This is a genomic window from Streptomyces sp. NPDC002888, assembly GCF_042888465.1.
Classification (GTDB): Bacteria; Actinomycetota; Actinomycetes; order Streptomycetales; family Streptomycetaceae; genus Streptomyces.
This window is the reverse complement of record NZ_JBIAPU010000023.1, coordinates 147,708-173,793: the sequence shown is the minus strand read 5'-3', so window position 1 is coordinate 173,793 and position 26,086 is coordinate 147,708. Positions and strand designations below refer to the sequence as shown.

Genomic DNA, 26,086 nt, shown 5'->3' with positions numbered 1-26,086 from the left:
CCCCGCCGCCCCGCCCCCCCCCCCCCCCCCCCACCCCCCCCCCCCCCCCCCCCCGGCCGGGGGGGCCCCCCCCCCCCCCCCCCCCCCCCCCCCACGGCGCTGTGTGTTTCACACCGTGGCGTTGTTTCACGTGGAACCAGGCCGGCGGTGTTTGCATCAGACCAGATGGGAGCGTTACCACGCTTCCGCCACCTGCGAGGCGGACCCACGCGTGCCACCGTTTGCGTCAGTTTGCGCAAAGAGCGACACGGTCCCGCCAACACCTTTGAGTGACGCACGTCACGCGAGGCAGACAAAAGACCGGCCGGGCGCCATGAGGCGCTTCCGGCCGGTCCGAGAAGTGGAGCCTAGGGGAGTCGAACCCCTGACATCTGCCATGCAAAGACAGCGCTCTACCAACTGAGCTAAGGCCCCGAAAGGAACGCCCGGCCGGTGGATCCCCGTACCGGTGGGCGCCGCAGACCAGAGTACCGGGTCGCCCCCGGTATCTCGCAAAAAGATGGGGGGTCCCCGCGGACGGCCACTCTCCGTAAGATGCTCGTCGTGGTTCGCTACAGCGAACCGCGGTATTTGGGGAAGCGATGGGGAGACGCAATGGACGCCGCACAGCAGGAAGCGACCGCAAGAGCGCGGGAACTGCAGCGGAACTGGTACGGGGAGCCGCTGGGGGCGCTCTTCCGTAAGCTCATCGACGATCTTGGTCTCAACCAGGCTCGTCTCGCGGGGGTACTGGGACTGTCGGCACCGATGTTGTCGCAGCTGATGAGTGGTCAGCGGGCGAAGATCGGAAATCCGGCCGTGGTCCAGCGGGTGCAGCTGCTGCAGGAGTTGGCCGGGCAGGTCGCGGACGGCAGCGTGAGCGCCGCCGAGGCGACCGACCGCATGGACGAGATCAAGAGGTCACAGGGGGGATCGGTGCTCAGCAACACCACACAGACGACGAGCGGTTCGGGGGCACCCACGGTCAAGCGGGTGGTCCGCGAGATCCAGTCGCTGCTGCGCTCGGTGGCCGCCGCCGGCGACATCATCGAGGCCGCGGACACCCTGGCCCCGAGCCATCCGGAGCTGGCGGAGTTCCTCAAGGTGTACGGCGCCGGCCGCACGTCCGACGCGGTCGCGCACTACCAGTCCCACCAGTCCTGAGCCCACGGCCCGGTCACCGAAGGGGGTTCGGCAACCGGGCCGACGGCAGGGGATGTCCGTGGGGGGCACGGGCGTATCACTCATCCACGGGGGACACCGACGGGGGACATCCACGGGGGACGTGGGGCAACCAAGGGGGCTACGAGGGGTCGTAGCCCTCTCCGCGGGGGAGGGAACGGGGGAAGCCACAGGGGGAGGAGCAGCGCGCAGCCATGGGTGAGGTGTTCGCCGGCCGGTACGAACTGGCCGACCCGATCGGACGCGGCGGAGTCGGCGCCGTCTGGCGCGCCTGGGACCACCGGCGCCGCCGCTATGTGGCCGCCAAGGTCCTCCAGCAGAGCGACGCCCACTCGCTGCTGCGGTTCGTCCGCGAGCAGGCCCTGCGGATCGACCACCCCCATGTGCTCGCGCCCGCCAGCTGGGCCGCCGACGACGACAAGGTCCTGTTCACCATGGACCTGGTCGCCGGCGGCTCGCTGGTCCACCTGGTGGGCGACTACGGACCGCTGCCACCGGCGTTCGTCTGCACCCTGCTGGACCAGTTGCTCGCCGGGCTCGCCGCGGTGCACGAGGAAGGCGTGGTGCACCGCGACATCAAGCCCGCCAACGTGCTGCTGGAAGCCACCGGTACCGGTCGGCCGCGGCTGCGCCTGTCCGACTTCGGCATCGCGATGCGGCTGGGCGAACCGCGGCTGACGGAGACCAACCTCGTGGTGGGGACGCCCGGTTATCTCGCGCCCGAGCAGATGATGGGGGCGGAACCGGACTTCCCCGCCGACCTGTTCGCCGTCGGCCTCGTCGCGCTCTACCTGCTGGAGGGCGCCAAGCCGGACGCCAAGGCGCTCGTCCAGTACTTCGCGGAGCACGGAACGCCCGCGGCCCCCAAGGGCCTTCCAGAGGCGCTGTGGCAGGTCGTGGCCTCGCTGCTGCAGCCCGATCCGCAGGCCCGCTTCCGCACGGCCACGGGGGCGCGCAAGGCACTCGCCGCCGCCGTCGACCTGCTGCCCGAGCCGGGGCCCGACGACGAGCTGATCGAGATATTCGACCAACTCGGCCCGCTGCCACCGGGGTTCGGTCCCGAAGGCCCGTTCAGACGGTCGCCGGGCGTGGACGGGAGAGGGTGGACTCCTCCGGAGGGCACGCCGTCCGAGGGGTTGCCCTCCGAGGAAGGAGAGGCAGAAAAGGCAGACAGGGGGTCCCCGCCAGGTGGGCCGGCGCAGCCGTTCATGCCCTCACAGCCCTCCACGCCCTCGCAGCCGCTCAGCATGTCGGACACCGGCAGCTTCCACCTGCCGCCGCCGCAGCCCACCGGCTCCTCCCCCCGACCGGCCGCGGCCCCGCGGACAGCCGCTGTGCCGCCGCCTGCGGCCCCGGCGTACACACCGGCGCCGGCGTACGCCCACGACCGGTCGCCGGTCCGCCACGCCCCCCACGACACCACCTACGCGCTGCCCACGCGCCCCGACACCGCCACCGCCGCGTACACGGCTCAGACCCCGCAGGTTCCCCCGCCCGCCCAGGACACGGCTCGGCACCGCGCCCGGCGCCCCGGACCGCCCGCCAGGATCGCCGTCCCGCTGCTGCTGCTCGCGCTGGTCTGCTACGGCGTCGGGTTCTGGGCGCTGACGCGCATCTGAGCGGAGGCCTTCCGCCGGGCCGTCGCCGTCCACACCCCGAGGACGACCAGCAGCGCGGTGCCCGAACCGATGCCTCCGACGGCGAGCGCCCTCATCGCGATGCCGTCACCGGCGGCATCGCCCTCGGCCGCCTCCTCCCGGTCCGCCGCCGTGATCTCGAAGACGCCCCGCGGCACGGACTGTCCCGCGTATCCGGGGCCGGACTCGCCCGCCCCGGCGACCCGCACCCGCAGGGTCAGCCCGAACGGCCCGTCGCCGAACCGGTCGGCCACCTGTGCGGCCAGGTGGACGACGAGGTAGTAGGAGCCCGCGAACCGCATGCCCTGGACCTGGGCGCCGACGGCGTAGCGGTTGGGGTACGCGACCGGCGGCACGGGAGCGAGCGAAGCCGACTTCTGCCGTCCGTCGTAGCCGACGCCGACGTCCTCGACATGCGCGCGCACGGGGTTGTACAGCGACATCTCCAGGGCGGCGACCGCGTAGCCCTCGCCGTCGGGTGCGCTGCCCAGCTCGGCGGTGGCGTGGAGCTGCCGGCCCCAGTCGACCGGCACGGCGTAGAAAAGGGTCTGCCCGGGTGCGATGTCGCCCTGCCATACGCCCTGGCCCACGGGGGTGGCGGCGGTGAAGCCCGCTCCGCCCTCGCGTTTCACGGGCTCACCGGTCAGGGGCGCGGGCGGGGCGGAGTCCCAGACCTCGGGCGCACGCGTCGCGCCGGCCTGCCGCAGCGGCGGCTCGGACACCGGGGCGAGCTCCAGGTCCCAGGCGTCCGACGAGGAGCCCGACGTACCGAGCCGTTCGACGACCACGTAGTACGTGCCCGCTCCCTGGCACAGGCTCTTGTCCGGTGCCACCTCGCGCGCGCCCCAGGCCGCGATCGGATGGGGGCTGCGCGCGGCGCCGAGGCTCTGGCTCTCGATGGAGCAGCTGTGGCTGTCGGCGTCCTGCACGGTGACCTTGAGCCCGTCGGTGGCGGCGACCGTGGTGCCGGGGCGGGGGACGGCGGTGGCGGAGACGTACGCGTTCGAGGTGGCGTCGAGTTCGAGGCGGTAGTAGATCTTCCCGCTGCCCGGGAGGGTGCTCCGGTAGGTGCTGCCGGGTTCCAGGCGTTCGGCGTCGGTGGTGCTCGTCGCGCCCTCGACGGACCGGACGTCGTCGGCGAAGGCGTACGCCCCGGCGGTCGGCAGCCCGACGGCGTGGGCGCCGGGCGCGGGAAGTGCGGCGGCCGCGCAGAGTAAGGCACCGGCGACGATCGCGCGCGGGGGCGTGGGCCGACGAGCGCGCCGTTCTGCCGCGCGCCGCCACGCCGTCGTACGCCGCCCCATCGCACGCCCCCTTGTCGTCGCCCATCCTGCCCCGTCGGGCGGTACGGCACCCCCGAGACAACGCAAAACCCCGACCGCGAGGGCGGTCGGGGTCTGTTCAGATTCCGGTGTCGGGACTCACGAACCCGTGGGCACGGAGTCAGTCGCCTCCGTCCACAGATCCTGCTCGGCGCGATCCGCCTGGATCTGGCGGTACACGAGGAGACCGCCGATGGCGGCCAGTGCGACCAGGAGCAGCTTCTTCACCGCGCGACCTCGTCTTTCCTTGACGTAGGGGACCTCTGGCGCCCGACTATACACACCGACCGATACCGATCGGTGACCTGAGTCGACCGCCAACTACCGCTCGGTACGGCCCAGTAGAACCGGATGCCCAGATTCCATCTGAGGATCAGGCGCCCCTATTTCTCCTCTTTTCTTATTTTTCCTCCTTCGTGCCCCCAACCGAGTGGTGTTCATCCGAAGAACGACGCGCCACGGGCGTCGGTCCACCACTTTGCGCCCCCCATACACATCATGAGGAAAGTACGCAAATCGCCCAACCCGAAAGTGAGGGGTCATGGCTCAGAACCACGTCATGAAGCTGTGGACCGCCATCGTCACCGCCTTCCTCGCGCTCTGCACGACGCTCGGACTCGTCACCACGACCGCCACCGCGGCCGTACAGGAGACCGGCACCGCGCGCAACAGCGACGACAGCACCGCGCACGTGACACCACCGGCGATGACCCCCTGGGCCTGGTCCCATAACCGGGCCCTGCCCCCCACGATGAAGCAGCGCATTCGTGCCGAGGCCCACGGCAAGTCCCCCGGCTGCCGCCACCGCCCGCTCTCCGACACGGCGGAGGCGACCACCCCGGCCACACAGCCCGCCTGCGACGAGACCCCACCCAGGCCCGCCATCCCCCTGCAGCGCTGACACCCCCGCCCCACCAGCACAATCACCGGCGAAATTGCGTACCGCCGCCCGAGAGGCCCGGCCCCTCCCCCAGGAGCGACCGGGCCTCCGCCATGTCCTCGGCCCCCGCCAACCTCCGGGCCCACCAGCTTCCGGGCCCGCCACCCTCCGGGCCCCACCATCCTCCCGGGCGCCACCGCCGCCCACGTCTTCCGGGAACGCCGAAGGCCCCCAACCTCAAGAGGTTGGGGGCCTTCACGTCTGTGGGGCTAACAGGATTTGAACCTGTGGCCTCATCCTTATCAGGGATGCGCTCTAACCAACTGAGCTATAGCCCCGCCGCGCTCTGCGGTGTGTGTCCCGCGCGCTGACTCCTGAAGATTAGCGCACGACGTGGGCAGTCCCAAAATCGGTTGTCGGGGGACCGTCAGAGCACATCGGGAACGGCCTACGGACGACCTTCAGGCGAAAGTCACTCGTCCTCGGCCAGCGTCAGCTCGACGCCGCCGACAAAGCCCGCGGAGAGGTTGTAGATGAACGCGCCGAGGGTCGCGAGGGCCGTCGCGAGGACGACGTCGATGACCGCGATGATCGACGTGAACATCAGCACGTGGGGGAGCGAGAGGAAGGACTGGAGGTCGAAGCCGTTCGACTCGTTCGAGCCGGTCGCCTCCGAGATCGTGCCGCCGACCGACGAGAAGACGCCCATCGCGTCCATGACCATCCACAGCACCGCCGCCGCGACGATCGTGCAGATGCCCAGCGCGATGGAGAGCAGGAAGCTGACCTTCATCACGGACCAGGGGTCGGCCTTGGCCACCCGCAGACGCGCCTTGCGGACGCGAGGCGTCGTGCTCGCCCCCGTGCGCGGCCGGCGTACGGACCCGGAGGGGGCCTGCGCCTGCGCCTGGTAGGCCTGCGGCGGGTGGTACGGCCCCGCCGCCTGCTGCGACTGCCGCTCCCCCGGAAGCGGGGAGGCGGGCGGCGCGGAGGCCGACTGCGGCGCCGCGGGCCGGGCCGGCGGCTGTCCCTGCGCGCCGGAGGCCGCCGGGCCCGCGCCGGCGTCCTGCTTCCGGGCCTGCGGACCTCGGGAGTCCGTCACAGTTCCCCCCTGGGATCCCTGAGCGTCAGGCGCGTGCGAGTCGGTCGCCTTGATCGCCTTCAGCTGGGTCGTGTGCGTATCCGTCGCACGCGCGGCGGAGCCACGGCCGCCGCCGTCCGTTTCCGTACCGGTGGAGGTACCGGAACCGGTCGACCCGGCGCCCGTGGCTCCGCTCACGATGACTCACTCCTCGTGCTACTCAGCCGAGGGCGCCTCACCCTCGTCCGTGCCGGTGGGCGCGACACTGTCGGCGGTCTCGTCGACGACCACATCGCCGTCGACCTCCTCCGCCTCGCGTCCCGCCTCGGCGTTACGAGCGATGCCGACCACGGCATCGCGCTTGCCCAGGTTGATCAGTTGGACGCCCATGGTGTCACGGCCCGTCTCCCTGATCTCGTTGACTCGCGTACGAATCACACCGCCCGACAGCGTGATGGCGAGGATCTCATCGGTCTCCTCGACCACCAGCGCGCCGACGAGCGAACCGCGATCCTCGACGATCTTGGCAGCCTTGATACCGAGGCCGCCGCGACCCTGAACGCGGTAGTCGTCGACGGCAGTCCGCTTCGCGTACCCACCGTCTGTGGCAGTGAACACGAACGTACCGGGTCGAACAACATTCATCGAGAGCAGCTCGTCTCCCTCACGGAAACTCATGCCCTTGACACCCGAGGTCGCACGGCCCATGGGCCGCAGCGACTCGTCCGTGGCGGTGAACCTGATCGACTGCGCCTTCTTGCTGATCAGAAGCAAGTCGTCGTCCGCCGAGACCAGTTCGGCTCCGATCAGTTCGTCGTCGGAACCGTCCTCCCGCTCACGGAGGTTGATCGCGATCACACCGCCGGCACGGGGGGAATCGTAATCCTTCAGAGGCGTCTTCTTGACCAAGCCGGCCTTGGTGGCCAGGACCAGGTAGGGCGTCGCGTCGTAGTCGCGGATCGCGAGGATCTCGGCGATCGCCTCGTCCGGCTGGAAGGCCAGCAGGTTCGCGACGTGCTGTCCACGCGCGTCCCGCCCGGCGTCGGGCAGCTCGTACGCCTTCGCCCGGTACACCCGGCCCTTGTTGGTGAAGAACAGCAGCCAGTGGTGCGTCGTCGACACGAAGAAGTGGTCGACGATGTCGTCTTCCTTCAGCTTCGCGCCGCGCACGCCCTTGCCGCCGCGCTTCTGCGCCCGGTAGTCGACGGACTTGGTGCGCTTGACGTAACCACCGCGCGTGACGGTGACGACGATGTCCTCCTCGGCGATCAGGTCCTCGATGGACATGTCACCGTCGTAGGGCACCAGCATGGTCTTGCGGTCGTCGCCGAACTTCTCGACGATGGCGGCGAGTTCCGCGCTGACGATGCCGCGCTGACGGACCGGCGAGGCGAGGATCTCGTTGTACTCGCTGATCTTCGCCTGGAGTTCGTCGTGCTCCTGGACGATCTTCTGGCGCTCCAGGGCGGCCAGTCGGCGCAGCTGCATCTCGAGGATGGCGTTGGCCTGGATCTCGTCGATCTCCAGGAGGCTCATCAGGCCCCCGCGGGCGATCTCGACGGTGTCACTGCGCCGGATCAGCGCGATGACCTCGTCGATGGCGTCCAGGGCCTTCAGCAGGCCGCGCAGGATGTGCGCCCGCTCCTCGGCCTTGCGCAGCCGGAAGCGCGTACGGCGGACGACGACCTCGATCTGGTGCGTCACCCAGTGGCGGATGAACGCGTCGAGCGAGAGCGTGCGCGGGACGCCGTCGACCAGCGCCAGCATGTTGGCGCCGAAGTTCGTCTGCAGGTCCGTGTGCTTGTACAGGTTGTTCAGGACGACCTTGGCGACCGCGTCGCGCTTGAGGACGATGACCAGGCGCTGCCCCGTGCGGGACGACGTCTCGTCGCGGACGTCCGCGATGCCGCCGATCTTGCCGTCCTTGACCAGGTCGGCGATCTTCTGCGCGAGGTTGTCGGGGTTGACCTGGTACGGGAGCTCCGTCACCACCAGGCACTGGCGGTTCTGGATCTCCTCGACCTCGACGACCGCCCGCATGGTGATCGAGCCGCGGCCGGTGCGGTAGGCCTCCTCGATGCCCTTGCGGCCGACGACGAGCGCGCCGGTCGGGAAGTCGGGGCCCTTGATGCGCTCGATGAGCGCGTCGAGGAGCTCCTCGTGCGAGGCCTCGGGGTTCTCCAGGTACCACTGGGCACCGGAGGCGACCTCGCGCAGGTTGTGCGACGGGATGTTGGTCGCCATACCGACCGCGATCCCGGCCGAGCCGTTGATCAGCAGGTTCGGGAAGCGGGCCGGCAGGACGGTCGGCTCCTGGGAGCGGCCGTCGTAGTTGTCCGTGAAGTCGACGGTCTCCTCGTCGATGTCCCGGACCATCTCCATCGACAGCGGCGCCATCTTGCACTCGGTGTAGCGCATCGCCGCCGCCGGGTCGTTGCCCGGGGAGCCGAAGTTGCCGTTGGAGTCGACGAGTGGCATCCGCATCGCCCACGGCTGGGCGAGGCGGACCAGGGCGTCGTAGATCGAACTGTCGCCGTGGGGGTGGTAGTTGCCCATGACGTCGCCGACCACGCGCGCGCACTTGTAGAAGCCGCGCTCGGGGCGGTAGCCGCCGTCATACATGGCGTACAGCACACGGCGGTGGACGGGCTTCAGGCCGTCACGGACGTCCGGCAGCGCGCGCGAGACGATGACGGACATCGCGTAGTCGAGGTACGAGCGCTGCATCTCCGTCTCGAGCCCGACGGGCTCGATGCGCATGGCGATGTCGCCGCCCTCTTCAGGGGTGACTGGAGTGTTCTCGTCGGCCATTGCTGGTGAAAATCCTTCCTGGTGCGGTCAGCTGAGACCGACTCAGATGTCGAGGAAGCGGACGTCCTTGGCGTTGCGCTGGATGAAGGCGCGGCGGGCCTCGACGTCCTCGCCCATGAGGACCGAGAACAGGTCGTCGGCCTGGGCGGCGTCGTCGAGGGTGACCTGACCGAGGACGCGGTGCTCCTGGTCCATCGTCGTGATGCGCAGCTCCTCGGCGTTCATCTCACCGAGACCCTTGAAGCGCTGGATCGAGTCCTCCCTGATCCGCTTGCCCCGCTGACGGCCCATCTCGATCAGCGCGTCGCGCTCGCGGTCGGAGTACGCGTACTCGACGTCCTCCCGGCCCCACTTGATCTTGTAGAGCGGGGGACGGGACAGGAACACGTGCCCGGCCTCGACCAGCGGCCGCATGAAGCGGAACAGGAAGGTCAGCAGCAGGGTGTTGATGTGCTGGCCGTCGACGTCGGCGTCCGCCATCAGAATGATCTTGTGATAGCGGAGCTTCTCGATGTCGAAGTCCTCGTGGACTCCGGTACCGAAGGCGGAGATCAGTGCCTGGATCTCCTGGTTCTGCAGGATCTTGTCGATCCTGGCCTTCTCGACGTTGAGGATCTTGCCGCGGATCGGGAGGATCGCCTGGTACTCCGGGTTGCGGCCGGACTTGGCCGAGCCGCCGGCGGAGTCACCCTCGACGATGAAGATCTCGCACTTGATGGGGTCGTTCGACTGGCAGTCGGAGAGCTTGCCCGGCAGGGACGCCGACTCCAGCAGGCCCTTGCGGCGGGTGAGGTCGCGGGCCTTGCGGGCCGCCACGCGCGCGGTGGCCGCCTGGATGCCCTTGCGGACGATGTCCGCCGCCTCGACCGGGTTGCGGTCCAGCCAGTCGTTGAGGTGCTCGTAGACCGCCTTCTGGACGAAGGTCTTGGCCTCCGTGTTGCCCAGCTTGGTCTTGGTCTGGCCCTCGAACTGGGGCTCGCTCAGCTTGACCGAGATGATCGCGGTCAGACCCTCGCGGATGTCGTCGCCCGTGAGGTTGTCGTCCTTGTCCCGCAGCAGCTTCTTGTCGCGCGCGTACTTGTTGATCAGGTTCGTCAGCGCCGAGCGGAAGCCCTCTTCGTGCGTACCGCCCTCATGCGTGTGGATGATGTTGGCGAAGGAGTAGACACCCTCGGTGTAGCCGCCGTTCCACTGCATCGCGACCTCCAGGGACAGGCTCCTGTCCCTGTCCTCGGCCTCGAGGTCGATGACGGTGGGGTGCACCGCCTCTCCCTTGCGGGAGTTGAGGTACTTCACGAAGTCGACGATGCCGCCCTCGTAGTGGTACGTGACGGTCTTGACCTCGTCCTTCTCGTCCGTACCCGCCTCGTCGGCACCGGTCACGGCCTTCGCGGACTCGCGCTCGTCAGTGAGTTTGATCGTCAAACCCTTGTTGAGGAACGCCATCTCCTGGAAGCGCCGCGAGAGCGTCTCGAAGGAGTAGTCGGTGGTCTCGAAGATGTCGCCGTCGGCCCAGAAGGTGACCGAGGTGCCGGTCTTCTCGATGGCCTCGTGCTTGACGAGCGGGGCGGTCGGGACGCCCATCTTGTAATCCTGCGTCCAGCGGTGGCCGTCGGTCCTGACCTCGACGGAGACCTTGCTGGACAGGGCGTTCACGACCGAGACGCCGACGCCGTGCAGACCACCGGAGACCGCGTAGCCGCCGCCGCCGAACTTGCCGCCCGCGTGGAGCACGGTCAGCACGACCTCGACGGCCGGCTTGCCCTCGGACGGGACGATGCCCACGGGGATGCCACGGCCGTTGTCGATGACGCGGACGCCGCCGTCGGCGAGGATCGTCACGTCGATCGTGTCCGCGTGCCCGGCCAGGGCCTCGTCGACGGAGTTGTCGACCACCTCGTACACGAGGTGGTGCAGGCCGCGCTCACCGGTGGAACCGATGTACATACCGGGTCGCTTGCGGACCGCGTCCAGACCCTCGAGGACGGTGATGGCGCTGGCGTCGTAGGAGGCGGTGACCTCGCTGTTCGACGGGGTCACCGCGCTGTTGGCGCCGGCGTCGGTGGACGGGATGTTCTCGTTGGGGTTGCCGGAATCGGCCACGAAGCGCCCTTTCTGGCACAGCACGAGCCGGGCTCGTCGGCGGGTTGCCGGAGCGGCTGCGGCATGTTGCGTTGGTAAGCCTTGATCAGCGTTGCTCAGCTTGTCCCGGACGGTCCCCACGTTCGGGGCGGGATTGTCTCCCAGTCTACCGGTAGCGCCGACAGTGATGGGGGTTTGCCGGTACCTGAGTCCTGATGTGCCGCCCTCAACCGGTCTCGGACGGGTCCCGATATGTGGATGGGGTATCCAAGAGGCTCACAGCGGCACTCAGCGCTTCCGGGTGTCAACCCGTTGCTACCCCCGGGTCAGGTCGGTGTCCACACCCGTGCGCGAGGGCATCGCGGGCGCGTCGCGGGGGCATGACGAGGCCGCCGACGCCACGATTACGGCATCGGCGATGTGACAGAGCTCACCCGTAGGTGTCGCCGGGACCCGTGCTCCCAGGGGCACGCAGGGGGCCGTAGCGGCGGGCGGGGCCACCGGGACCGAAGACCTTGATCTGCTTCACCGCGCCGTGGCCCAGGTCCTCGTTCAGACGGGCGACCAGCGTCGGGGCCAGCAGGCGCAGGTTCGTCGCCCACGCCGTGGAGTCGCAGCGCACGACCAGGACCCGCTCGTCCTCGTCGTACCGCTCCGGTACGCAGTGCTTGGCCACGTCCTCGCCGACGATCTCCGGCCAGCGGCCCATGACGCCGCCCACCGCGGCCGGGGCCTCCCAGCCGCGCTCGGTGAGGAGCCGGTTGATCGCGGCGCCGAGCGCCATGGGGTCGCGGCCGTCCGCGCGCGCGCCGGAGCGCAGGCCGGCGCCGCGCCGCGCCTGCTTGCGCTGCTGCGCCGCGTCCCCACGCGCGCGTGCCTGCTCCCGTGCCGCGCGCAGCGCCACGCGCGCGAGGTCGACACCGGAGGGTTCGGGGGACTTCGGGGCCGGTTCCTCGGTGCTCATACGCGCTCCACCGTCCCGTCGGCCACGGCGTACCGCGCCCCCGCCAGCACATGCGGCACGTCGTCGTCGACCGCGGCCGTCACCAGCACCTGCTCACCGGGCGCGACCAGCTCGGCCAGCCGCTCCCGGCGGCGGGCGTCGAGCTCCGCGAACACGTCGTCGAGGATCAGCACCGGCTCGTTGCCCTCGGCCCGCAGCAGGTCGTAGGAGGCCAGCCGCAGCGCCAGCGCGTAGGACCAGGACTCGCCGTGGGAGGCGTATCCCTTGGCCGGCAGCTGACCGAGCTTGAGAACCACATCGTCCCGATGAGGGCCCACGAGGGTGACGCCCCGCTCGATCTCCTGCTTGCGGGCGTCGGCAATCGCCGCGATGAGCTGGGCGTAGAGATCCTCGCGCGTGTGCGCCTCACCGGGCGCGGACGGTTTGTACTCCAGGGCGACGGGGCCGCCGCCGGGCGCCAGTTGCTCGTACGCCTTGTCGGCCAGCGGCTGGATCGCGGCGATCAGGTCGAGGCGCTGGGCGAGCAGTTCGGCACCCACGCGCGCGAGGTGCTGGTCCCAGACGTCGAGTGTGGACAGGTCCATCGAGCGACCGCCGTGCCGACGGGCCAGCGCGGCCGACTTCAGGAGGGTGTTGCGCTGCTTGAGCACCCGCTCGTAGTCGGAACGCACGCCCGCCATGCGCGGTGAGCGGGCGGTGATCAGCTCGTCGAGGAAGCGGCGCCGCTCCCCGGGGTCGCCCTTGACCAGGGCGAGGTCCTCGGGCGCGAACAGGACGGTCCGTACGATCCCCAGGACGTCACGGGGTCTGACCTGCGAGGACCTGTTGATGCGGGCGCGGTTGGACTTGCCGGGGTTCAGTTCCAGCTCGACGAGTTGCTGCCGCTCGCCCTGGCGGACCTGCGCCCGGATGACCGCCCGGTCGGCGCCCATACGGATCAGAGGGGCGTCGGAGGCGACGCGGTGGCTGCCGAGGGTGGCGAGGTAGCCGACCGCCTCGACGAGGTTCGTCTTGCCCTGCCCGTTGGGGCCGACGAAGGCGGTGACGCCCGGGTCGAGAGGGACCTCGACCCGGGCGTACGAGCGGAAGTCGGCCAGTGACAGATGCGTGACGTGCATGGTCGGGAGCCGACCTCCCCAGAGTGCTCGGGTGCGGGTTGCTTACTTCGTCTCGACCGCGTGGCCGCCGAACTGGTTGCGCAGCGCGGCGATCATCTTCATCTGCGGCGAGTCCTCCTGGCGGGACGCGAACCGCGCGAACAGCGACGCGGTGATCGCCGGCAGCGGCACCGCGTGGTCGATGGCGGCTTCCACAGTCCAGCGTCCCTCGCCGGAGTCCTGTGCAAAACCCTTCAGCCTGCCCAGGTGCTCGTCCTCGTCGAGGGCGTTGACCGCGAGGTCGAGCAGCCAGGAACGGATGACGGTGCCCTCCTGCCAGGAGCGGAAGACCTCGCGTACGTCCGTGACGGAGTCGACCTTCTCCAGCAGTTCCCAGCCCTCGGCATAGGCCTGCATCATGGCGTACTCGATGCCGTTGTGGACCATCTTCGCGAAGTGGCCCGCGCCGACCTTGCCGGCGTGCACCGCGCCGAAGTCGCCCTTCGGCTTGAGGGCGTCGAAGACCGGCAGCGCCTTGGCGACGTGCTCCGCGTCGCCGCCGTACATCAGCGCGTAGCCGTTCTCCAGGCCCCAGACGCCGCCGGAGACACCGCAGTCGACGAAGCCGATGCCCTTGGCGGCCAGCTCCTCGGCGTGCTTCTCGTCGTCGGTCCAGCGGGAGTTGCCGCCGTCCACGACGACGTCACCGGGCTCGAGGAGCTCGGCGAGCTCGTCGATGGTCGACTGGGTGGCGGCACCCGCAGGGACCATCACCCATACGACGCGCGGCCCCTTGAGGCTGTCCACAAGCTCTTTCAGGTTGTGGACATCGGCGAGGTCCGGATTGCGGTCGTATCCGACGACGGTGTGGCCCGCGCGGCGTATCCGCTCGCGCATGTTGCCGCCCATCTTGCCGAGGCCGACGAGACCGAGCTCCATCAGTTGTGTTCCTTAGGTTTCCGAGGTGGCGTCGCGGCACTTTCGTACCTGCGTCCGACCCTAAACCCGGACGCTCGCGCACATCTGTGGGCATACGCGCTCAGGCGTGGGCCCTCACCTGCGGATTCATCCTCAGCCTGTGGACGACCGTCGGCAACGCTCAGCCGCTCAGCCGCACCGGCATACTGCGATCTTGTGGGGGACAACCCCACACCCCCGGCCGTCCTCGGGGCTGAACCGCTTCACATGGCTCAGCCGCTCAGCCGCACCGGCATGATCAGGTACTTGTACGCCTCGTCCGCCTCGGCGTCCACCGCCGGCTTGCCACTGAGGAGCGCGGGCTTCGTGGACGTCGTGAAGGACAGCTGGGCCACCGGGGAGTCGATGGCGCTCAGGCCGTCCAGCAGGAAGGTCGGGTTGAAGGCGATGGAGATGTCGTCGCCCTCCAGCTGGGCGTCGACCCTTTCCACAGCCTGTGCGTCGTCGCTGGAGCCGGCCTCCAGGATCAGCACACCCTGCTCGAAGCTGAGCCGCACCGGGGTGTTGCGCTCGGCGACCAGGGCCACGCGCTTGACGGCCTCCACGAAGGGGGCGGTCTCGATCACGGCGACGGAGTTGAACTCGGTCGGGAACAGCGTGCGGTACTTCGGGAGGTCGCCCTCCAGCAGACGCGTCGTCGTGCGACGCCCGGCGCCCTCGAAGCCGATGAGGCCCTCGCCCGAGCCCGAGCCGGACAGCGCCAGGATGACGCTGTCGCCGCTTGTGAGCGCCTTGGCGGTGTCCTGGAGGGTCTTGGCGGGCACCAGGGCGACCGCGGAGACCTCAGGGTTCTCCGGCTTCCACAGGAACTCGCGGACCGCGAAGCGGTAGCGGTCGGTGGAGGCCAGCGTGACCGTGTCGCCCTCGATCTCGATGCGCACACCGGTGAGGACGGGCAGCGTGTCGTCACGCCCGGCCGCGATGGCGACCTGCTGGACGGCGGAGGCGAAGACCTCACCGGGGACCGTGCCCGTGGCGTTCGGCATCTGCGGCAGCGCCGGGTACTCCTCCACAGGCAGGGTGTGGAGTGTGAACCGCGAGGAGCCGCAGACCACGGTCGCCCGTACACCGTCTGTGGAAATCTCCACCGGGCGGTTGGGGAGGGCGCGGGAGATGTCGGCCAGCAGACGGCCGGAGACCAGGACGGTGCCCTCCTCCTCGACCTCCGCGTCCACCGACACCCGCGCGGAGACCTCGTAGTCGAAGCTGGACAGGCTCAGCTGGCCGTCCTCGGCCTTCAGCAGCAGGCCGGCGAGGACAGGCGCCGGCGGACGGGCCGGGAGGCTGCGTGCCGCCCAGGCCACTGCCTCCGCGAGTACGTCGCGTTCCACCCGGATCTTCACTGTTGCCGCCTCCTGCTGTTGCCGGCGCTTCTCGCTCTGCCTGGCCCTCGACGTCTGTCTCGGTGTCGCCGCTTCCCGTGGTGGGAAGGACACCGGGGAACAGTCTGACGCACCGCACTGACAGTAGGTGCCTCTCGGGGTCAAGTCGTGACGAGGGGCAGCCGGGCAACGAAGAGCGAGTTGTGCACAGGACCCACTTCGAAACGGATTCCCAGCTCTCTCTAGTTGGGAGTAGTAGTAGGGGCTGTGGATACCGTGGATAACTACGTTTTCCCAGCTCAGAGCGGAAATTTTGTCCACGGGCCCTGTGGGCGGAGGCGGTGGACAACCGGGGGTATCTGTGGAGAACAGAAAGTTCTGCACACCCCATGCACAGGTTGAGGCGAGTTCTCCCCAGCGCCGTCCCCAGCTTTACCCACCTTTCCCACAGGGCAACCCGGCAGCTTCGTGTGACGGCTTTCACTCGACACGGTGAGCAGGTGCGTCGCGTTGCCGAACAGTGGACAGACATGTGGAGAAGCGGCCGATCGCTGGGGACAACCGGCTCCAGCCTGTGGGTTGTCCGTGGACAACTTCGTGCACAGCTTGTGGATCGTCTCTCTGTCCACAGCCTGTGGAGATCCTTCGTCCACGAATCCACAACCAGCTGACCTGGCCCGACGGTCCTTCAACAGGACGCCCTGTGGACACCGTATGGACAACTTCGCAGTCCCCAGGGTGTGGACGGGAAAAAGTCACCGAATCTGTGGAGAGTGGCCGTAACCCGGCAGCTATTCGAACAGCGGCTGACAACGCCATGACGAGTGGCGGCCCCCGGAACGACGAAGGGCGCCCCCGGGATGTCCTCCCGGGGGCGCCCTCAGCGGCTTGCGGTGCCTGCTGTCAGCCGGCCTTGATGCGGTTGGTGAGCTCGGTGACCTGGTTGTAGATGGAGCGCCGCTCGGCCATCAGATTGCGGATCTTGCGGTCGGCGTGCATGACCGTCGTGTGGTCGCGGCCGCCGAACAGCGCGCCGATCTTCGGCAGCGACAGGTCCGTGAGCTCACGGCACAGGTACATGGCGATCTGGCGGGCGGTGACCAGGGCCCGGCCGCGCGAGGTGCCGCACAGGTCCTCGACGGTGAGCCCGAAGTAGTCGGCCGTCGCGCTCATGATGGCCGTGGACGTGATCTCGGGGGCCGAGTCCTCACCGCCGGGGATCAGGTCCTTCAGGACGATCTCGGTCAGGCCCAGGTCCACCGGCTGCCGGTTGAGCGACGCGAACGCCGTCACCCGGATCAGCGCGCCCTCCAGCTCGCGGATGTTGCGCGAGATCCGCGAGGCGATGAACTCCAGCACCTCCGGCGGGGCGTTGAGCTGCTCCTGCACCGCCTTCTTGCGCAGGATCGCGATACGCGTCTCCAGCTCGGGCGGCTGGACGTCGGTGATCAGGCCCCACTCGAAACGGTTCCGCAGCCGGTCCTCCAGGGTCACCAGCTGCTTCGGCGGCCGGTCACTGGAGAGCACGATCTGCTTGTTGGCGTTGTGGAGCGTGTTGAAGGTGTGGAAGAACTCCTCCTGCGTCGACTCCTTGTCCGCCAGGAACTGGATGTCGTCGACGAGCAGGATGTCCATCTCGCGGTAGCGCTTGCGGAAGCTGTCGCCCTTGCCGTCGCGGATGGAGTTGATGAACTCGTTGGTGAACTCCTCCGAGCTCACGTACCGCACGCGGGTGCCCGGATAGAGGCTCCGCGCGTAGTGTCCGATCGCGTGCAGCAGGTGCGTCTTGCCGAGCCCGGACTCCCCGTAGATGAAGAGGGGGTTGTACGCCTTCGCGGGCGCCTCGGCGACGGCGACCGCGGCCGCGTGGGCGAAGCGGTTCGATGCGCCGATGACGAACGTGTCGAAGAGGTACTTCGGATTCAGGCGGGCGGTCGGCTCACCGGGCCCGGTCGCCGGCGCGGGCTGCGCCGCCAGCGGGCCGGGCGCGCCGGTGGTGGGCAGGCTGGATCCGACGGGCCCACCGCGGTGGACGCGCCCGGAGCCGGCCGGCGGCTCGGGCAGGTCACGGCGGCCGCCGTCGCGCTGGTCGTAGTCCGCGCGGGACTGCTCGTACTCCGTGCGCGTCGGGTCGTACTCGGAACGCTGCTTGTCGTAGGGCGGGCGCTCCATCGACTGCGGGCGGTAGTCCTGCGCAGGCGAGCCGTACGGGTCCTGTGCCGGGGCGCCGTACGCATCCTGCGCGGGGGCGCCGTATGCGTCATGTCCCTGACCGCCGTAGGCGTCCTGTCCGCGACCGCCGTACGTCTCCTGCGACGGTGACGCGTACGGGTCGCGCTCCGGGAAGCCGAGTCGCTGCTGCTGCCAGCCGTACTCGTCCTGCGAGGCGCGCGGCCAGGCGCCGGGCTCGGGGCGCTGGTACTCCGAGGGGTACGCGGGGCGGGCCGTCGGGAGCTGGTCCGCGCGGGCGGGGGGCTGTGGATCGCCGTCGGGCATCTGTTCGCCGCGGCCGGGGCCGCGGTCCTCCGCGCGGTGGCGGCCGTAGCCCCCATAGGGAGCGGAGGGGAGTTCGGGTTCCTCGTACCGCTGCTGCTCGTCGTACCGCGGCTGGTCGTCATAGCGCGACTGGGGACGGGCGGGCGGCCCCGGCGGGGCCGGAGGGTCGCCCGCGGAGTCGTCCACGGTGATCGCGATGCGGATCGGGCGGCCGCACTCGCGGCTCAGGCTCTCGCTGACGATCGGGGCGAGGCGGCCTTCGAGCACGCCCTTCGCAAACTCGTTCGGTACGGCGAGCAGGGCCGTGTCCGCGACCAGCGCGAGGGGCTGACACCGCCGGATCCAGTGCTCGTCCTTCGTCTCGACACCCTGGCCGCGACCCTCACCGAGAAGCTGTTCCAGTACGCGTGGCCACACTGCGGCAAGATCGGCAGGTACGTCAGCCACAGGGCACGCTTTCTCGCAGGTCCCACGAACGTGTGGTTGTGGGACGGCTCGGGATGTAAATCGGGTGGGTCAGAGATAAGGGAACGAATCGGAGTCCAGCCACGGTAGTCAGGGCGACCGGTGCGGTTCAAGTTGTTGTCCCCAGCCTGTGGATAGTGTCTCTCAGTGATCCCTGGTTTGACCGGATGGCGTAGCCGCGCGTACCGTAACCAGGTCGAGTTGTCGATGGCTGCTGCCGCCTGCCTCCGATGGGCACAGATCGCGTCAGGTGATCGGAAAGCGGTGCACACGGGCGTAACGAGAGCTACTCGTGGGCGCACGGTGACAGCCAGGACGGCACCCCGCAACTACCGATTCTTTCTGGAGCCCCCGAGTGAGCAAGCGCACCTTCCAGCCGAACAACCGTCGTCGCGCGAAGACCCACGGCTTCCGCCTGCGGATGCGTACCCGTGCCGGCCGCGCGATTCTCGCGAACCGCCGCAGCAAGGGTCGCGCCAGCCTGTCCGCCTGATCCCGATCAGGTCATGACGTCGTGCTGCCTACCGAGCATCGGCTGAGGCGGCGCGAGGACTTCGCGACCGCGGTACGACGAGGGCGCCGCGCCGGACGCCCGCTCCTCGTCGTCCACCTTCGTAGCGGTGCCACGGACCCGCACGCGCCTGGGGAGAGCGCTCCCCCGACGCGTGCGGGTTTCGTCGTGAGCAAGGCCGTGGGCGGAGCGGTCGTACGCAACACCGTGAAGCGCCGGCTGCGCCATCTGATGCGTGACCGAGTCGCCCTGTTTCCCCCCGGTAGCCTGGTAGTCGTACGAGCGCTGCCCGGTGCGGGTGACGCCGACCATGCACAGCTGGCCCAAGACCTGGATGCCGCCCTTCAACGGCTGCTGGGAGGGGGCGCGCGATGAAGTACCCGCTGCTGGCTCTGATCAAGCTCTACCAGTGGACGATCAGTCCGCTGCTCGGGCCGGTCTGCAAGTACTACCCGTCGTGCTCCCACTACGGCTACACAGCCATCGACCGGCACGGCGCGATCAAGGGAACGGCACTGACCGCCTGGCGCATCCTCCGGTGCAATCCGTGGTCGCTGGGCGGCGTGGACCACGTCCCGCCGCGCAAGCGTCCGCGGTGGCACGAGATGCTGCTGGGCGCCTGGCGCGCACGCAAGGGCGGGCCCTCCGCCGCCGAAACGGCCACCGAAGAGAGCGTTGCTTCGAGCCCGGCCGCAGAGACCCAGTCCCATGCCCAAGGAGCATGATTAGTGGACACGATTGCCAGCCTCTTCAGCTTCATCACGACACCTGTCTCCTGGGTCATCGTCCAGTTCCACACGGTGTACGGCGCCCTCTTCGGCCCCGACACCGGGTGGGCCTGGGGCCTGTCGATCGTGTCTCTGGTGATCCTGATCCGTATCTGCCTGATCCCGCTCTTCGTGAAGCAGATCAAGGCGACCCGGGCCATGCAGACACTGCAGCCCGAGATGAAGAAGATCCAGGAGCGCTACAAGAACGACAAGCAGCGTCAGTCCGAAGAGATGATGAAGCTGTACAAGGAGACGGGCACCAATCCGCTCTCCTCGTGCCTTCCCATCCTGGCGCAGTCCCCGTTCTTCTTCGCGCTGTACCACGTGCTCAACGGCATCGCGTCGGGCGACACCATCGGCGTGATCAACAAGAGCCTGCTGGAGAGCGCGCAGAACGCGCACATCTTCGGTGCTCCGCTGGCCGCGAAGTTCACCGACAACGCGGCGAAGGCGGAGTCCCTCGGCGCTTCGATCACCGATGTGCGGGTCGTCACCGCGATCATGATCGTCCTGATGTCGGCGTCGCAGTTCTACACGCAGCGCCAGCTGATGACGAAGAACGTCGACACGAGCGTGAAGACGCCGTTCATGCAGCAGCAGAAGATGCTGATGTACGTCTTCCCCGTCATGTTCGCCGTCTTCGGCATCAACTTCCCGGTCGGTGTCCTCGTCTACTGGCTGACCACCAACGTGTGGACCATGGGCCAGCAGATGTATGTCATCCGCAACAACCCGACCCCGGGCTCCAAGGCCCAGGCCGCGTACCTGGAGCGCCTCTCCAAGCACGTCACGGACCACGGCAAGACCCGCAACCGCCGTGAGAAGGCCATCGTCAAGGCCATCGTGACCAAGGGCCGCGACCGCAACGAGCACGAGCGCAAGTTCATCAACGGCCTGAACAAGGCGGGTCTCGCGGCGCAGGCCGATGGCACCGTGGTGAAGGGCGAGAGCCAGGCCGTCGTCCAGACCGAGGACGGCACGGTGACCACCACCGCGGCCACCGCCAAGCGCCAGCAGCCCAAGCGGCAGTCCAAGTCCCAGCGCCAGTCCGGTGCCACGAAGGCGGCCGGCGAGACCGAGCCGAATCAGTCGACGCCGCCGTCGCTGAGCAAGTCCGACGAGCCGGAGGACGCCAAGCCGGCTGCCAAGAAGGGCGATGCGAAGTCCGGAGCCGGCGGTCGCAGCAAGGCACAGTCCGGGCAGCGCAAGGGCCCGCAGCGCCCCAAGTCCCCGTCCAAGAAGTAAGAAGGAGTCCATCCCGTGACGGAAGGCACCACCTCCGCCGCTGCCGAGGGTGCAGACACCCTGTCCCGCCTGGAGCAGGAGGGCGAGATCGCGGCGGACTACCTCGAGGGTCTGCTGGACATCGCCGACCTCGACGGCGACATCGACATGGACGTCGAGGCCGACCGCGCGTCCGTGTCGATCATCAGCGACTCGGGGAGCCGAGACCTGCAGAAGCTGGTCGGGCGGGACGGCGAGGTGCTGGAGGCACTGCAGGAGCTGACGCGCCTGGCCGTGCACCGGGAGACCGGCGACCGCAGCCGACTGATGCTGGACATCGCGGGCTACCGGGCCAAGAAGCGCGCCGAGCTCTCCGAGCTGGGTGCCAAGGCCGCGGCCGAGGCCAAGAGCACCGGTGAGCCCGTGAAGCTGAAGCCGATGACGCCCTTCGAGCGCAAGGTTGTACACGACGCGGTGAAGAGCGCGGGCCTGCGCAGCGAGTCCGAGGGCGAGGAGCCGCAGCGGTTCGTCGTCGTGCTCCCCGACTGATTCGATACGTGCGTTCCTCCGGCCCCGTCTGTTTCCCAGACGGGGCCGAACTTTGTCAGCCTGGTAGTTCTGGTGGTCGGTGCCCGAAGCACCGATGCGGTACGGAAGGACGGTCCCCGTGACGGAGGCAGCGGAGCTCCCCCCTGTGCCTGAAAAGGCACGCGACGTATTCGGTGATCGCTTCACCGATGCGGTCCGATACGCCGAGCTCCTGTCCGAGGCAGGAGTGCAGCGGGGGCTCATCGGCCCGCGAGAGGTGCCTCGCCTGTGGGAGAGGCACCTGCTGAACTGCGCTGTGCTCTCCGAGGTTGTGCCCGAGGGTGTGACGGTGTGCGATGTCGGTTCCGGGGCGGGGCTGCCCGGTATCCCGCTGGCCCTCGTGCGCGAGGATCTGAAGATTACGCTGCTGGAGCCGCTGCTTCGGCGCACGAACTTTCTGACCGAGGTCGTCGAGCTGCTGGGGCTGGACCATGTGACCGTGGTCCGCGGCCGGGCCGAGGAGGTCATGGGCAAGCTGCCACCGGTCCATGTGGTGACGGCTCGCGCCGTGGCCCCGCTGGACCGGCTGGCCACTTGGGGTATCCCGCTCCTCCGGCCGTACGGCGAGATGCTGGCGCTCAAGGGCGACACCGCGGAGGAGGAGCTCAAGAGCGCGGCTACTGCGTTGAGCAAGCTGGGAGCGGTGGAAACGTCGATCCTTCATGTCGGCGAGGGCGTCGTGGACCCGTTGTCCACCGTGGTGCGGGTTGAGGTCGGGGAGAGCCCGGGTGGTGTGCGCTTCGCTGCGAAGAAGGCCAAGGCGGCTCGAACCGGCCGTTCGCGTCGACGCCGCTGATCCGTCCTGACGACGAGCCGTACTCCACACAAGCTGCCAAACCTATGCATGCCGGAGTGTCGCAGCAGATCGGCGACTGCTGCTGTGCATCGTGTTTCACGTGAAACGTCGCTCACTGCTGCACGGAATCATCAGTCGTGGCCGCGCTGCGGCCGAACCCCGCGACCGTAAACCTCTCGGTTCACTCGGAGAGGGTGCGGAGTTGTCCACAGAGGTGGATTTCTCCACAGAAGACCAGGCCTCACTGGTTCACGACCCCGAAGGCATGGGAGGCTCTGTTCATTGCGAGCCTGAAGTCGAGGAGAGTGAATCCGTGCGGTCCGACGCCAACATCGCGGGACCGATGACCGATCCGGTCCCCGGTCCCCGTACCGAGTCGATGGGGGAGGATGTTTCACGTGAAACGCCGCCCCCGATGGACGACACTCCCATCGGTCGTGCTGCCCAACTGGCAGTCGAGGCTCTGGGCCGCGCCGGCGAGGGCCTGCCACGGCCCGAGCAGACGCGTGTCATGGTGGTCGCCAACCAGAAGGGCGGGGTGGGTAAGACCACGACGACCGTCAACCTTGCCGCCTCGCTGGCGCTGCACGGTGGCCGTGTCCTGGTGATCGACCTCGACCCTCAGGGCAACGCTTCCACCGCTCTGGGGATCGACCATCACGCCGATGTTCCGTCCATCTACGACGTGTTGGTCGAGAGTAGGCCGCTCGCGGAGGTGGTCCAGCCGGTACCCGATGTCGAGGGTCTGTTCTGTGCCCCCGCCACGATCGATCTCGCCGGTGCGGAGATCGAGCTGGTGTCCCTGGTGGCACGGGAAAGCCGGCTCCAGAGGGCCATTCAGGCCTACGAGCAGCCGCTGGACTACATCCTCATCGACTGCCCGCCCTCGCTCGGCCTCCTGACGGTCAACGCGCTGGTGGCGGGTCAGGAAGTCCTCATCCCGATCCAGTGCGAGTACTACGCACTGGAGGGGCTGGGTCAGCTGCTGCGCAATGTCGATCTGGTCCGGGGGCACCTCAACCCCGACCTGCATGTGTCGACCATTCTGCTCACCATGTACGACGGCCGGACGCGTCTCGCGTCCCAGGTCGCGGACGAGGTGCGCAGCCACTTCGGCGAGGAGGTCCTGCGGACGAGCATTCCCCGCTCGGTCCGTATCTCCGAGGCGCCGAGTTATGGGCAGACGGTGCTGACATACGATCCAGGATCGAGCGGTGCCCTCTCGTATCTTGAGGCGGCACGAGAAATCGCGTTGAAGGGTGTCGGCGTCAGCTACGACGCGACGCATGCCCACATCGGCGCACAGAGCGACCCGAGCATGGTGGAGGGGATCCAGTGAGCGAGCGACGGAGGGGGTTGGGCCGTGGTCTTGGCGCACTGATCCCTGCTGCCCCGACCGAGAGGACGCCGACGCCGACCGGGGCGGGGGGCGCTGCTTCCACGTCCCCCGCGGCTGTCCCGGTGCTGGCGACCGACCGAGGGGTGGCCGCGGCAAAGGTGGCCACGCTGCCGCCTGTTTCACGTGAAACAGAGGAACTGTCGGTCAATGGCACCGTGGAGACGCCCGCGCCTCCTGTGGGCGCCCACTTCGCCGAGATCCCCCTCGACTTCATCACGCCGAACCCGCGCCAGCCGCGTGAGGTCTTCGACGAGGACGCGCTCCAAGAGCTCGTCACCTCCATCAAGGAGGTCGGTCTCCTTCAGCCCGTCGTCGTGCGGCAGCTGGACACCGGGCGCTACGAGCTCATCATGGGTGAGCGGCGCTGGCGGGCCTGCCGTGAAGCGGGCCTGGAAGCGATCCCGGCGATCGTGCGGGCCACGGAGGACGAGAAGCTCCTCCTGGACGCTCTCCTGGAGAACCTGCACCGGGCTCAGTTGAATCCGCTGGAAGAGGCCGCCGCCTACGACCAGTTGCTCCAGGACTTCAACTGCACGCACGACCAGCTCGCCGACCGTATCGGCCGCTCTCGTCCGCAGGTCTCCAACACCCTGCGCCTGTTGAAGCTGTCGCCGGCCGTTCAGCGTCGGGTCGCCGCCGGAGTGCTCTCCGCAGGGCACGCTCGGGCTCTGCTCGCCGTCGAGGACTCGGAGGAGCAGGACCGGCTCGCCCACCGGATCGTGGCCGAGGGGCTCTCGGTGCGGGCGGTCGAGGAGATCGTGACCCTTATGGGTTCGCGGCCGCAGAAGGCCCAGCGCGCCAAGGGGCCGCGGGCCGGTGCCCTGGTCTCTCCGGCGCTGTCCGATCTCGCGGGCCGTCTCTCGGATCGCTTCGAGACTCGGGTGAAGGTCGACCTGGGGCAGAAGAAGGGCAAGATCACCGTCGAGTTCGCGTCCATGGAGGATCTTGAGCGGATCCTCAGCTCGCTCGCTCCCGGTGAGGGTCCCGTTCTCCAGAGGAGCCTTCTGGACGGGGACTCCGAGGACACAGAGGACTGAGACTGCCCGGCGGCCGGGCATGCGCCTCGGCCGACCTGAGAGCGGGCTGTGTCCGGTTTACCCCGGAGACAGCCCGCTCCTTGTATGGCGGCAGTATCGAGGGAATCGCATCGTCGATACGATGCGGTGGGGTATGGCGCATCCACTGGGCAGCACGTCTGATGAGAGGCGAGGGCCGTGCGAACGATGAGCCGGACCGGATTCGTGAGCGCCGGACTGGGGCTGGGCGCAGTCGGCGGATTCGTCGGCAGCCTGCTCAGGGAACGGAGCGCTCTGACAGCCGCTCGCACCGCTGCGGGCGAAGGAAGCGAGGAACAGCCTCCATGGGGCGTCGGCTTGTACCGCTCACGCTGGACAACCTTCAGGACCTTCCCAAACGCTGTCGCTCGTGCGTCTTCTGGGAACTGGACCCAGTCAGCGGTGAGGCCGCGGTAAAGGCAGGCACGTCCGCGCCGGAGAAGGAGGCCTGGATCTCCGCCGTCCTGCTGGACTGGGGCTCGTGCGGGCGCGTCGTGTATGTCGACGAGGTCCCGGTCGGCTTTGTGCTCTACGCGCCGCCTGCCTACGTGCCCCGCTCGACGGCGTTCCCCACAAGCCCTGTGTCGCCGGACGCGGTCCAGCTGATGACGGCGTTCATCATGCCGGGGTACCAGGGGCAGGGGCTGGGCCGGGTGATGGTCCAGACGGTCGCCAAGGATCTGCTGAGGCGGGGCTTCAAGGCCATCGAGGCATTCGGTGATGCCCGTTGGAAGGAGCCGGCGTGTGTCCTTCCGGCCGACCATCTGCTGGCGGTGGGCTTCAAGACCGTGAGGCCGCATCCCGCGCATCCCCGCCTGAGGCTGGAGCTGAGAACGACGCTCTCCTGGAAGGAAGATGTGGAGATGGCGCTGGACCGGCTGCTGGGGGCCGTGCAGAAGGAGCCGGCGCTGCGGCCGCTGTGAGGGGCAGGTATCTCGGGTAAAGCGAATGGGCCTCAAGCGAATCGGCCTCAAGCGAATCGGCCTCAAGCGAATGGGCCTCAAGCGAATGGGCCTCAAGCGAATGGGCCAACCCTTGCGGGTTGGCCCATTCGTGTTTCACGTGAAACATGCCGCCACCTCGACGGCCAGGAACGTCACTCGGCGATGAAGTCCTCGAGGTCGCGGACGATCGCGGCCTTCGGCTTGGCGCCGACGATGGTCTTGGCGACCTCGCCGTTGTGGTAGACGTTCAGCGTCGGGATGGACATGACGCCGTACTTGGCGGCCGTACCCGGGTTCTCGTCGATGTTGAGCTTGACGATCTCGATCTTGTCGCCGTACTCGGCGGCAATCGCCTCGAGGGACGGAGCGATCTGGCGGCACGGACCGCACCAGGCGGCCCAGAAGTCCACCAGGACGGGCTTGTCGCTCTTGAGGACGTCCTGTTCGAAGGAGTCGTCGGTCACGTTCTTCAGGGTGCCGGCCACTGCGGGCTCCTTACTGGT

Annotated in this window: 23 protein-coding genes and 2 tRNA genes; 12 read left to right on the top strand and 13 right to left on the bottom strand. The window is 68.7% G+C overall.

Features of this window, described 5'->3' with window-relative positions:
- Nucleotides 1-341: 341 nt before the first annotated feature.
- Nucleotides 342-414 (bottom strand) — tRNA-Ala (locus ACFYWX_RS32920).
- A 180-nt stretch (nt 415-594) separates the two neighbouring features.
- Here ACFYWX_RS32920 and ACFYWX_RS32915 point away from each other — a divergent pair.
- Together ACFYWX_RS32915 and ACFYWX_RS32910 are read left to right on the top strand one after the other, a co-directional pair.
- Nucleotides 595-1,143 (top strand): helix-turn-helix domain-containing protein, encoded by a 549-nt coding sequence (locus ACFYWX_RS32915; RefSeq protein ID WP_389428398.1) that lies wholly within the window; start codon nt 595-597, stop codon nt 1,141-1,143.
- Nucleotides 1,144-1,355: 212 nt separating this feature from the next.
- A complete protein-coding gene (locus tag ACFYWX_RS32910) occupies nt 1,356-2,780 on the top strand; it encodes a protein kinase (protein WP_389428396.1) in 1,425 nt (474 codons plus the stop codon).
- Here the strand turns inward: ACFYWX_RS32910 and ACFYWX_RS32905 are convergent.
- The gene (locus ACFYWX_RS32905) at nt 2,744-4,102 is read right to left on the bottom strand and encodes a hypothetical protein (RefSeq protein ID WP_389428394.1); all 1,359 of its coding nucleotides are present in this window, start codon (nt 4,100-4,102) and stop codon (nt 2,744-2,746) included. The genes ACFYWX_RS32910 and ACFYWX_RS32905 overlap by 37 nt on opposite strands.
- Before the next feature lie 117 nt (nt 4,103-4,219).
- Complete coding sequence (locus tag ACFYWX_RS32900; protein WP_003999697.1) at nt 4,220-4,348, bottom strand: DLW-39 family protein; 129 nt, start codon at nt 4,346-4,348, stop codon at nt 4,220-4,222.
- Nucleotides 4,349-4,661: 313 nt separating this feature from the next.
- On the opposite strand from ACFYWX_RS32900, the gene ACFYWX_RS32895 reads away from it, so the two are divergent.
- Nucleotides 4,662-5,021: a DUF6344 domain-containing protein gene (locus tag ACFYWX_RS32895; RefSeq protein WP_389428392.1), complete on the top strand. Its 360-nt coding sequence runs from the start codon at nt 4,662-4,664 to the stop codon at nt 5,019-5,021.
- 243 nt (nt 5,022-5,264) lie between these two features.
- Here the strand turns inward: ACFYWX_RS32895 and ACFYWX_RS32890 are convergent.
- From ACFYWX_RS32890 to dnaA, 9 genes are all read right to left on the bottom strand, one after another.
- Nucleotides 5,265-5,338: transfer RNA gene (locus ACFYWX_RS32890), tRNA-Ile, on the bottom strand.
- A 134-nt stretch (nt 5,339-5,472) separates the two neighbouring features.
- Entirely contained in the window at nt 5,473-6,279 is an 807-nt protein-coding gene (locus ACFYWX_RS32885; RefSeq protein ID WP_389428390.1) for a DUF3566 domain-containing protein, read from the bottom strand.
- Between the two features lie 18 nt (nt 6,280-6,297).
- Nucleotides 6,298-8,892, bottom strand: a complete 2,595-nt coding sequence (gene gyrA, locus ACFYWX_RS32880) for a DNA gyrase subunit A (RefSeq protein ID WP_389428388.1) — start codon at nt 8,890-8,892, stop codon at nt 6,298-6,300.
- A gap of 42 nt (nt 8,893-8,934) precedes the next feature.
- Complete coding sequence (gene gyrB / locus ACFYWX_RS32875; protein ID WP_389428386.1) at nt 8,935-10,995, bottom strand: DNA topoisomerase (ATP-hydrolyzing) subunit B; 2,061 nt, start codon at nt 10,993-10,995, stop codon at nt 8,935-8,937.
- Between the two features lie 409 nt (nt 10,996-11,404).
- The gene (locus tag ACFYWX_RS32870) at nt 11,405-11,938 is read right to left on the bottom strand and encodes a DUF721 domain-containing protein (RefSeq protein ID WP_389428384.1); all 534 of its coding nucleotides are present in this window, start codon (nt 11,936-11,938) and stop codon (nt 11,405-11,407) included.
- Nucleotides 11,935-13,056: a DNA replication/repair protein RecF gene (gene recF / locus ACFYWX_RS32865; protein ID WP_389428382.1), complete on the bottom strand. Its 1,122-nt coding sequence runs from the start codon at nt 13,054-13,056 to the stop codon at nt 11,935-11,937. Before recF ends, ACFYWX_RS32870 begins: the two co-directional genes overlap by 4 nt.
- Before the next feature lie 42 nt (nt 13,057-13,098).
- Nucleotides 13,099-13,974 (bottom strand): phosphogluconate dehydrogenase (NAD(+)-dependent, decarboxylating), encoded by an 876-nt coding sequence (gnd, locus tag ACFYWX_RS32860; RefSeq protein ID WP_389428380.1) that lies wholly within the window; start codon nt 13,972-13,974, stop codon nt 13,099-13,101.
- 251 nt (nt 13,975-14,225) lie between these two features.
- Nucleotides 14,226-15,356 (bottom strand): DNA polymerase III subunit beta, encoded by a 1,131-nt coding sequence (gene dnaN, locus ACFYWX_RS32855; protein WP_389428378.1) that lies wholly within the window; start codon nt 15,354-15,356, stop codon nt 14,226-14,228.
- A gap of 882 nt (nt 15,357-16,238) precedes the next feature.
- On the bottom strand, nt 16,239-18,278 hold the full coding sequence (gene dnaA / locus ACFYWX_RS32850; protein ID WP_389428376.1) for a chromosomal replication initiator protein DnaA: 2,040 nt from the start codon (nt 18,276-18,278) through the stop codon (nt 16,239-16,241).
- Between the two features lie 373 nt (nt 18,279-18,651).
- Between dnaA and rpmH the strand changes: the two genes are divergently transcribed.
- From rpmH to ACFYWX_RS32805, 9 genes are all read left to right on the top strand, one after another.
- The gene (rpmH, locus tag ACFYWX_RS32845; RefSeq protein WP_005482975.1) at nt 18,652-18,789 is read left to right on the top strand and encodes a 50S ribosomal protein L34; all 138 of its coding nucleotides are present in this window, start codon (nt 18,652-18,654) and stop codon (nt 18,787-18,789) included.
- 21 nt (nt 18,790-18,810) lie between these two features.
- A complete protein-coding gene (gene rnpA, locus ACFYWX_RS32840; RefSeq protein WP_389428374.1) occupies nt 18,811-19,182 on the top strand; it encodes a ribonuclease P protein component in 372 nt (123 codons plus the stop codon).
- Nucleotides 19,179-19,532, top strand: a complete 354-nt coding sequence (yidD, locus tag ACFYWX_RS32835; RefSeq protein WP_389428372.1) for a membrane protein insertion efficiency factor YidD — start codon at nt 19,179-19,181, stop codon at nt 19,530-19,532. The genes rnpA and yidD overlap by 4 nt, the downstream gene beginning before the upstream one ends.
- A 3-nt stretch (nt 19,533-19,535) precedes the next feature.
- Nucleotides 19,536-20,822, top strand: a complete 1,287-nt coding sequence (gene yidC / locus ACFYWX_RS32830) for a membrane protein insertase YidC (protein ID WP_389428370.1) — start codon at nt 19,536-19,538, stop codon at nt 20,820-20,822.
- Nucleotides 20,823-20,837: 15 nt separating this feature from the next.
- A complete protein-coding gene (locus ACFYWX_RS32825) occupies nt 20,838-21,350 on the top strand; it encodes a protein jag (protein WP_389428368.1) in 513 nt (170 codons plus the stop codon).
- 118 nt (nt 21,351-21,468) lie between these two features.
- Entirely contained in the window at nt 21,469-22,185 is a 717-nt protein-coding gene (gene rsmG, locus ACFYWX_RS32820; protein WP_389428366.1) for a 16S rRNA (guanine(527)-N(7))-methyltransferase RsmG, read from the top strand.
- Between the two features lie 265 nt (nt 22,186-22,450).
- Entirely contained in the window at nt 22,451-23,524 is a 1,074-nt protein-coding gene (locus tag ACFYWX_RS32815) for a ParA family protein (protein ID WP_389428404.1), read from the top strand.
- Nucleotides 23,521-24,621, top strand: a complete 1,101-nt coding sequence (locus tag ACFYWX_RS32810; protein ID WP_389428364.1) for a ParB/RepB/Spo0J family partition protein — start codon at nt 23,521-23,523, stop codon at nt 24,619-24,621. Before ACFYWX_RS32815 ends, ACFYWX_RS32810 begins: the two co-directional genes overlap by 4 nt.
- Nucleotides 24,622-24,944: 323 nt before the next feature.
- Nucleotides 24,945-25,562, top strand: coding sequence for a GNAT family N-acetyltransferase (locus ACFYWX_RS32805; protein ID WP_389428362.1), 618 nt, complete (start codon nt 24,945-24,947; stop codon nt 25,560-25,562).
- A 173-nt stretch (nt 25,563-25,735) separates the two neighbouring features.
- Here the strand turns inward: ACFYWX_RS32805 and trxA are convergent, their stop codons facing one another.
- Nucleotides 25,736-26,068 (bottom strand): thioredoxin, encoded by a 333-nt coding sequence (trxA, locus tag ACFYWX_RS32800; protein ID WP_062707865.1) that lies wholly within the window; start codon nt 26,066-26,068, stop codon nt 25,736-25,738.
- Between the last annotated feature and the right edge of the window lie 18 nt (nt 26,069-26,086).

What these genes read in the sequence shown, in the direction of transcription:
- ACFYWX_RS32915 (WP_389428398.1), top strand. Translation starts at nt 595, where the DNA reads ATGGACGCCGCACAGCAGGAAGCGACCGCAAGAGCGCGGGAACTGCAG.
- ACFYWX_RS32910 (WP_389428396.1), top strand. Translation starts at nt 1,356, where the DNA reads ATGGGTGAGGTGTTCGCCGGCCGGTACGAACTGGCCGACCCGATCGGA.
- ACFYWX_RS32905 (WP_389428394.1), bottom strand. Translation starts at nt 4,102, where the DNA reads ATGGGGCGGCGTACGACGGCGTGGCGGCGCGCGGCAGAACGGCGCGCT.
- ACFYWX_RS32895 (WP_389428392.1), top strand. Translation starts at nt 4,662, where the DNA reads ATGGCTCAGAACCACGTCATGAAGCTGTGGACCGCCATCGTCACCGCC.
- gyrA (WP_389428388.1), bottom strand. Translation starts at nt 8,892, where the DNA reads ATGGCCGACGAGAACACTCCAGTCACCCCTGAAGAGGGCGGCGACATC.
- ACFYWX_RS32870 (WP_389428384.1), bottom strand. Translation starts at nt 11,938, where the DNA reads ATGAGCACCGAGGAACCGGCCCCGAAGTCCCCCGAACCCTCCGGTGTC.
- recF (WP_389428382.1), bottom strand. Translation starts at nt 13,056, where the DNA reads ATGCACGTCACGCATCTGTCACTGGCCGACTTCCGCTCGTACGCCCGG.
- gnd (WP_389428380.1), bottom strand. Translation starts at nt 13,974, where the DNA reads ATGGAGCTCGGTCTCGTCGGCCTCGGCAAGATGGGCGGCAACATGCGC.
- yidD (WP_389428372.1), top strand. Translation starts at nt 19,179, where the DNA reads ATGAAGTACCCGCTGCTGGCTCTGATCAAGCTCTACCAGTGGACGATC.
- ACFYWX_RS32815 (WP_389428404.1), top strand. Translation starts at nt 22,451, where the DNA reads ATGGGAGGCTCTGTTCATTGCGAGCCTGAAGTCGAGGAGAGTGAATCC.
- ACFYWX_RS32805 (WP_389428362.1), top strand. Translation starts at nt 24,945, where the DNA reads ATGGGGCGTCGGCTTGTACCGCTCACGCTGGACAACCTTCAGGACCTT.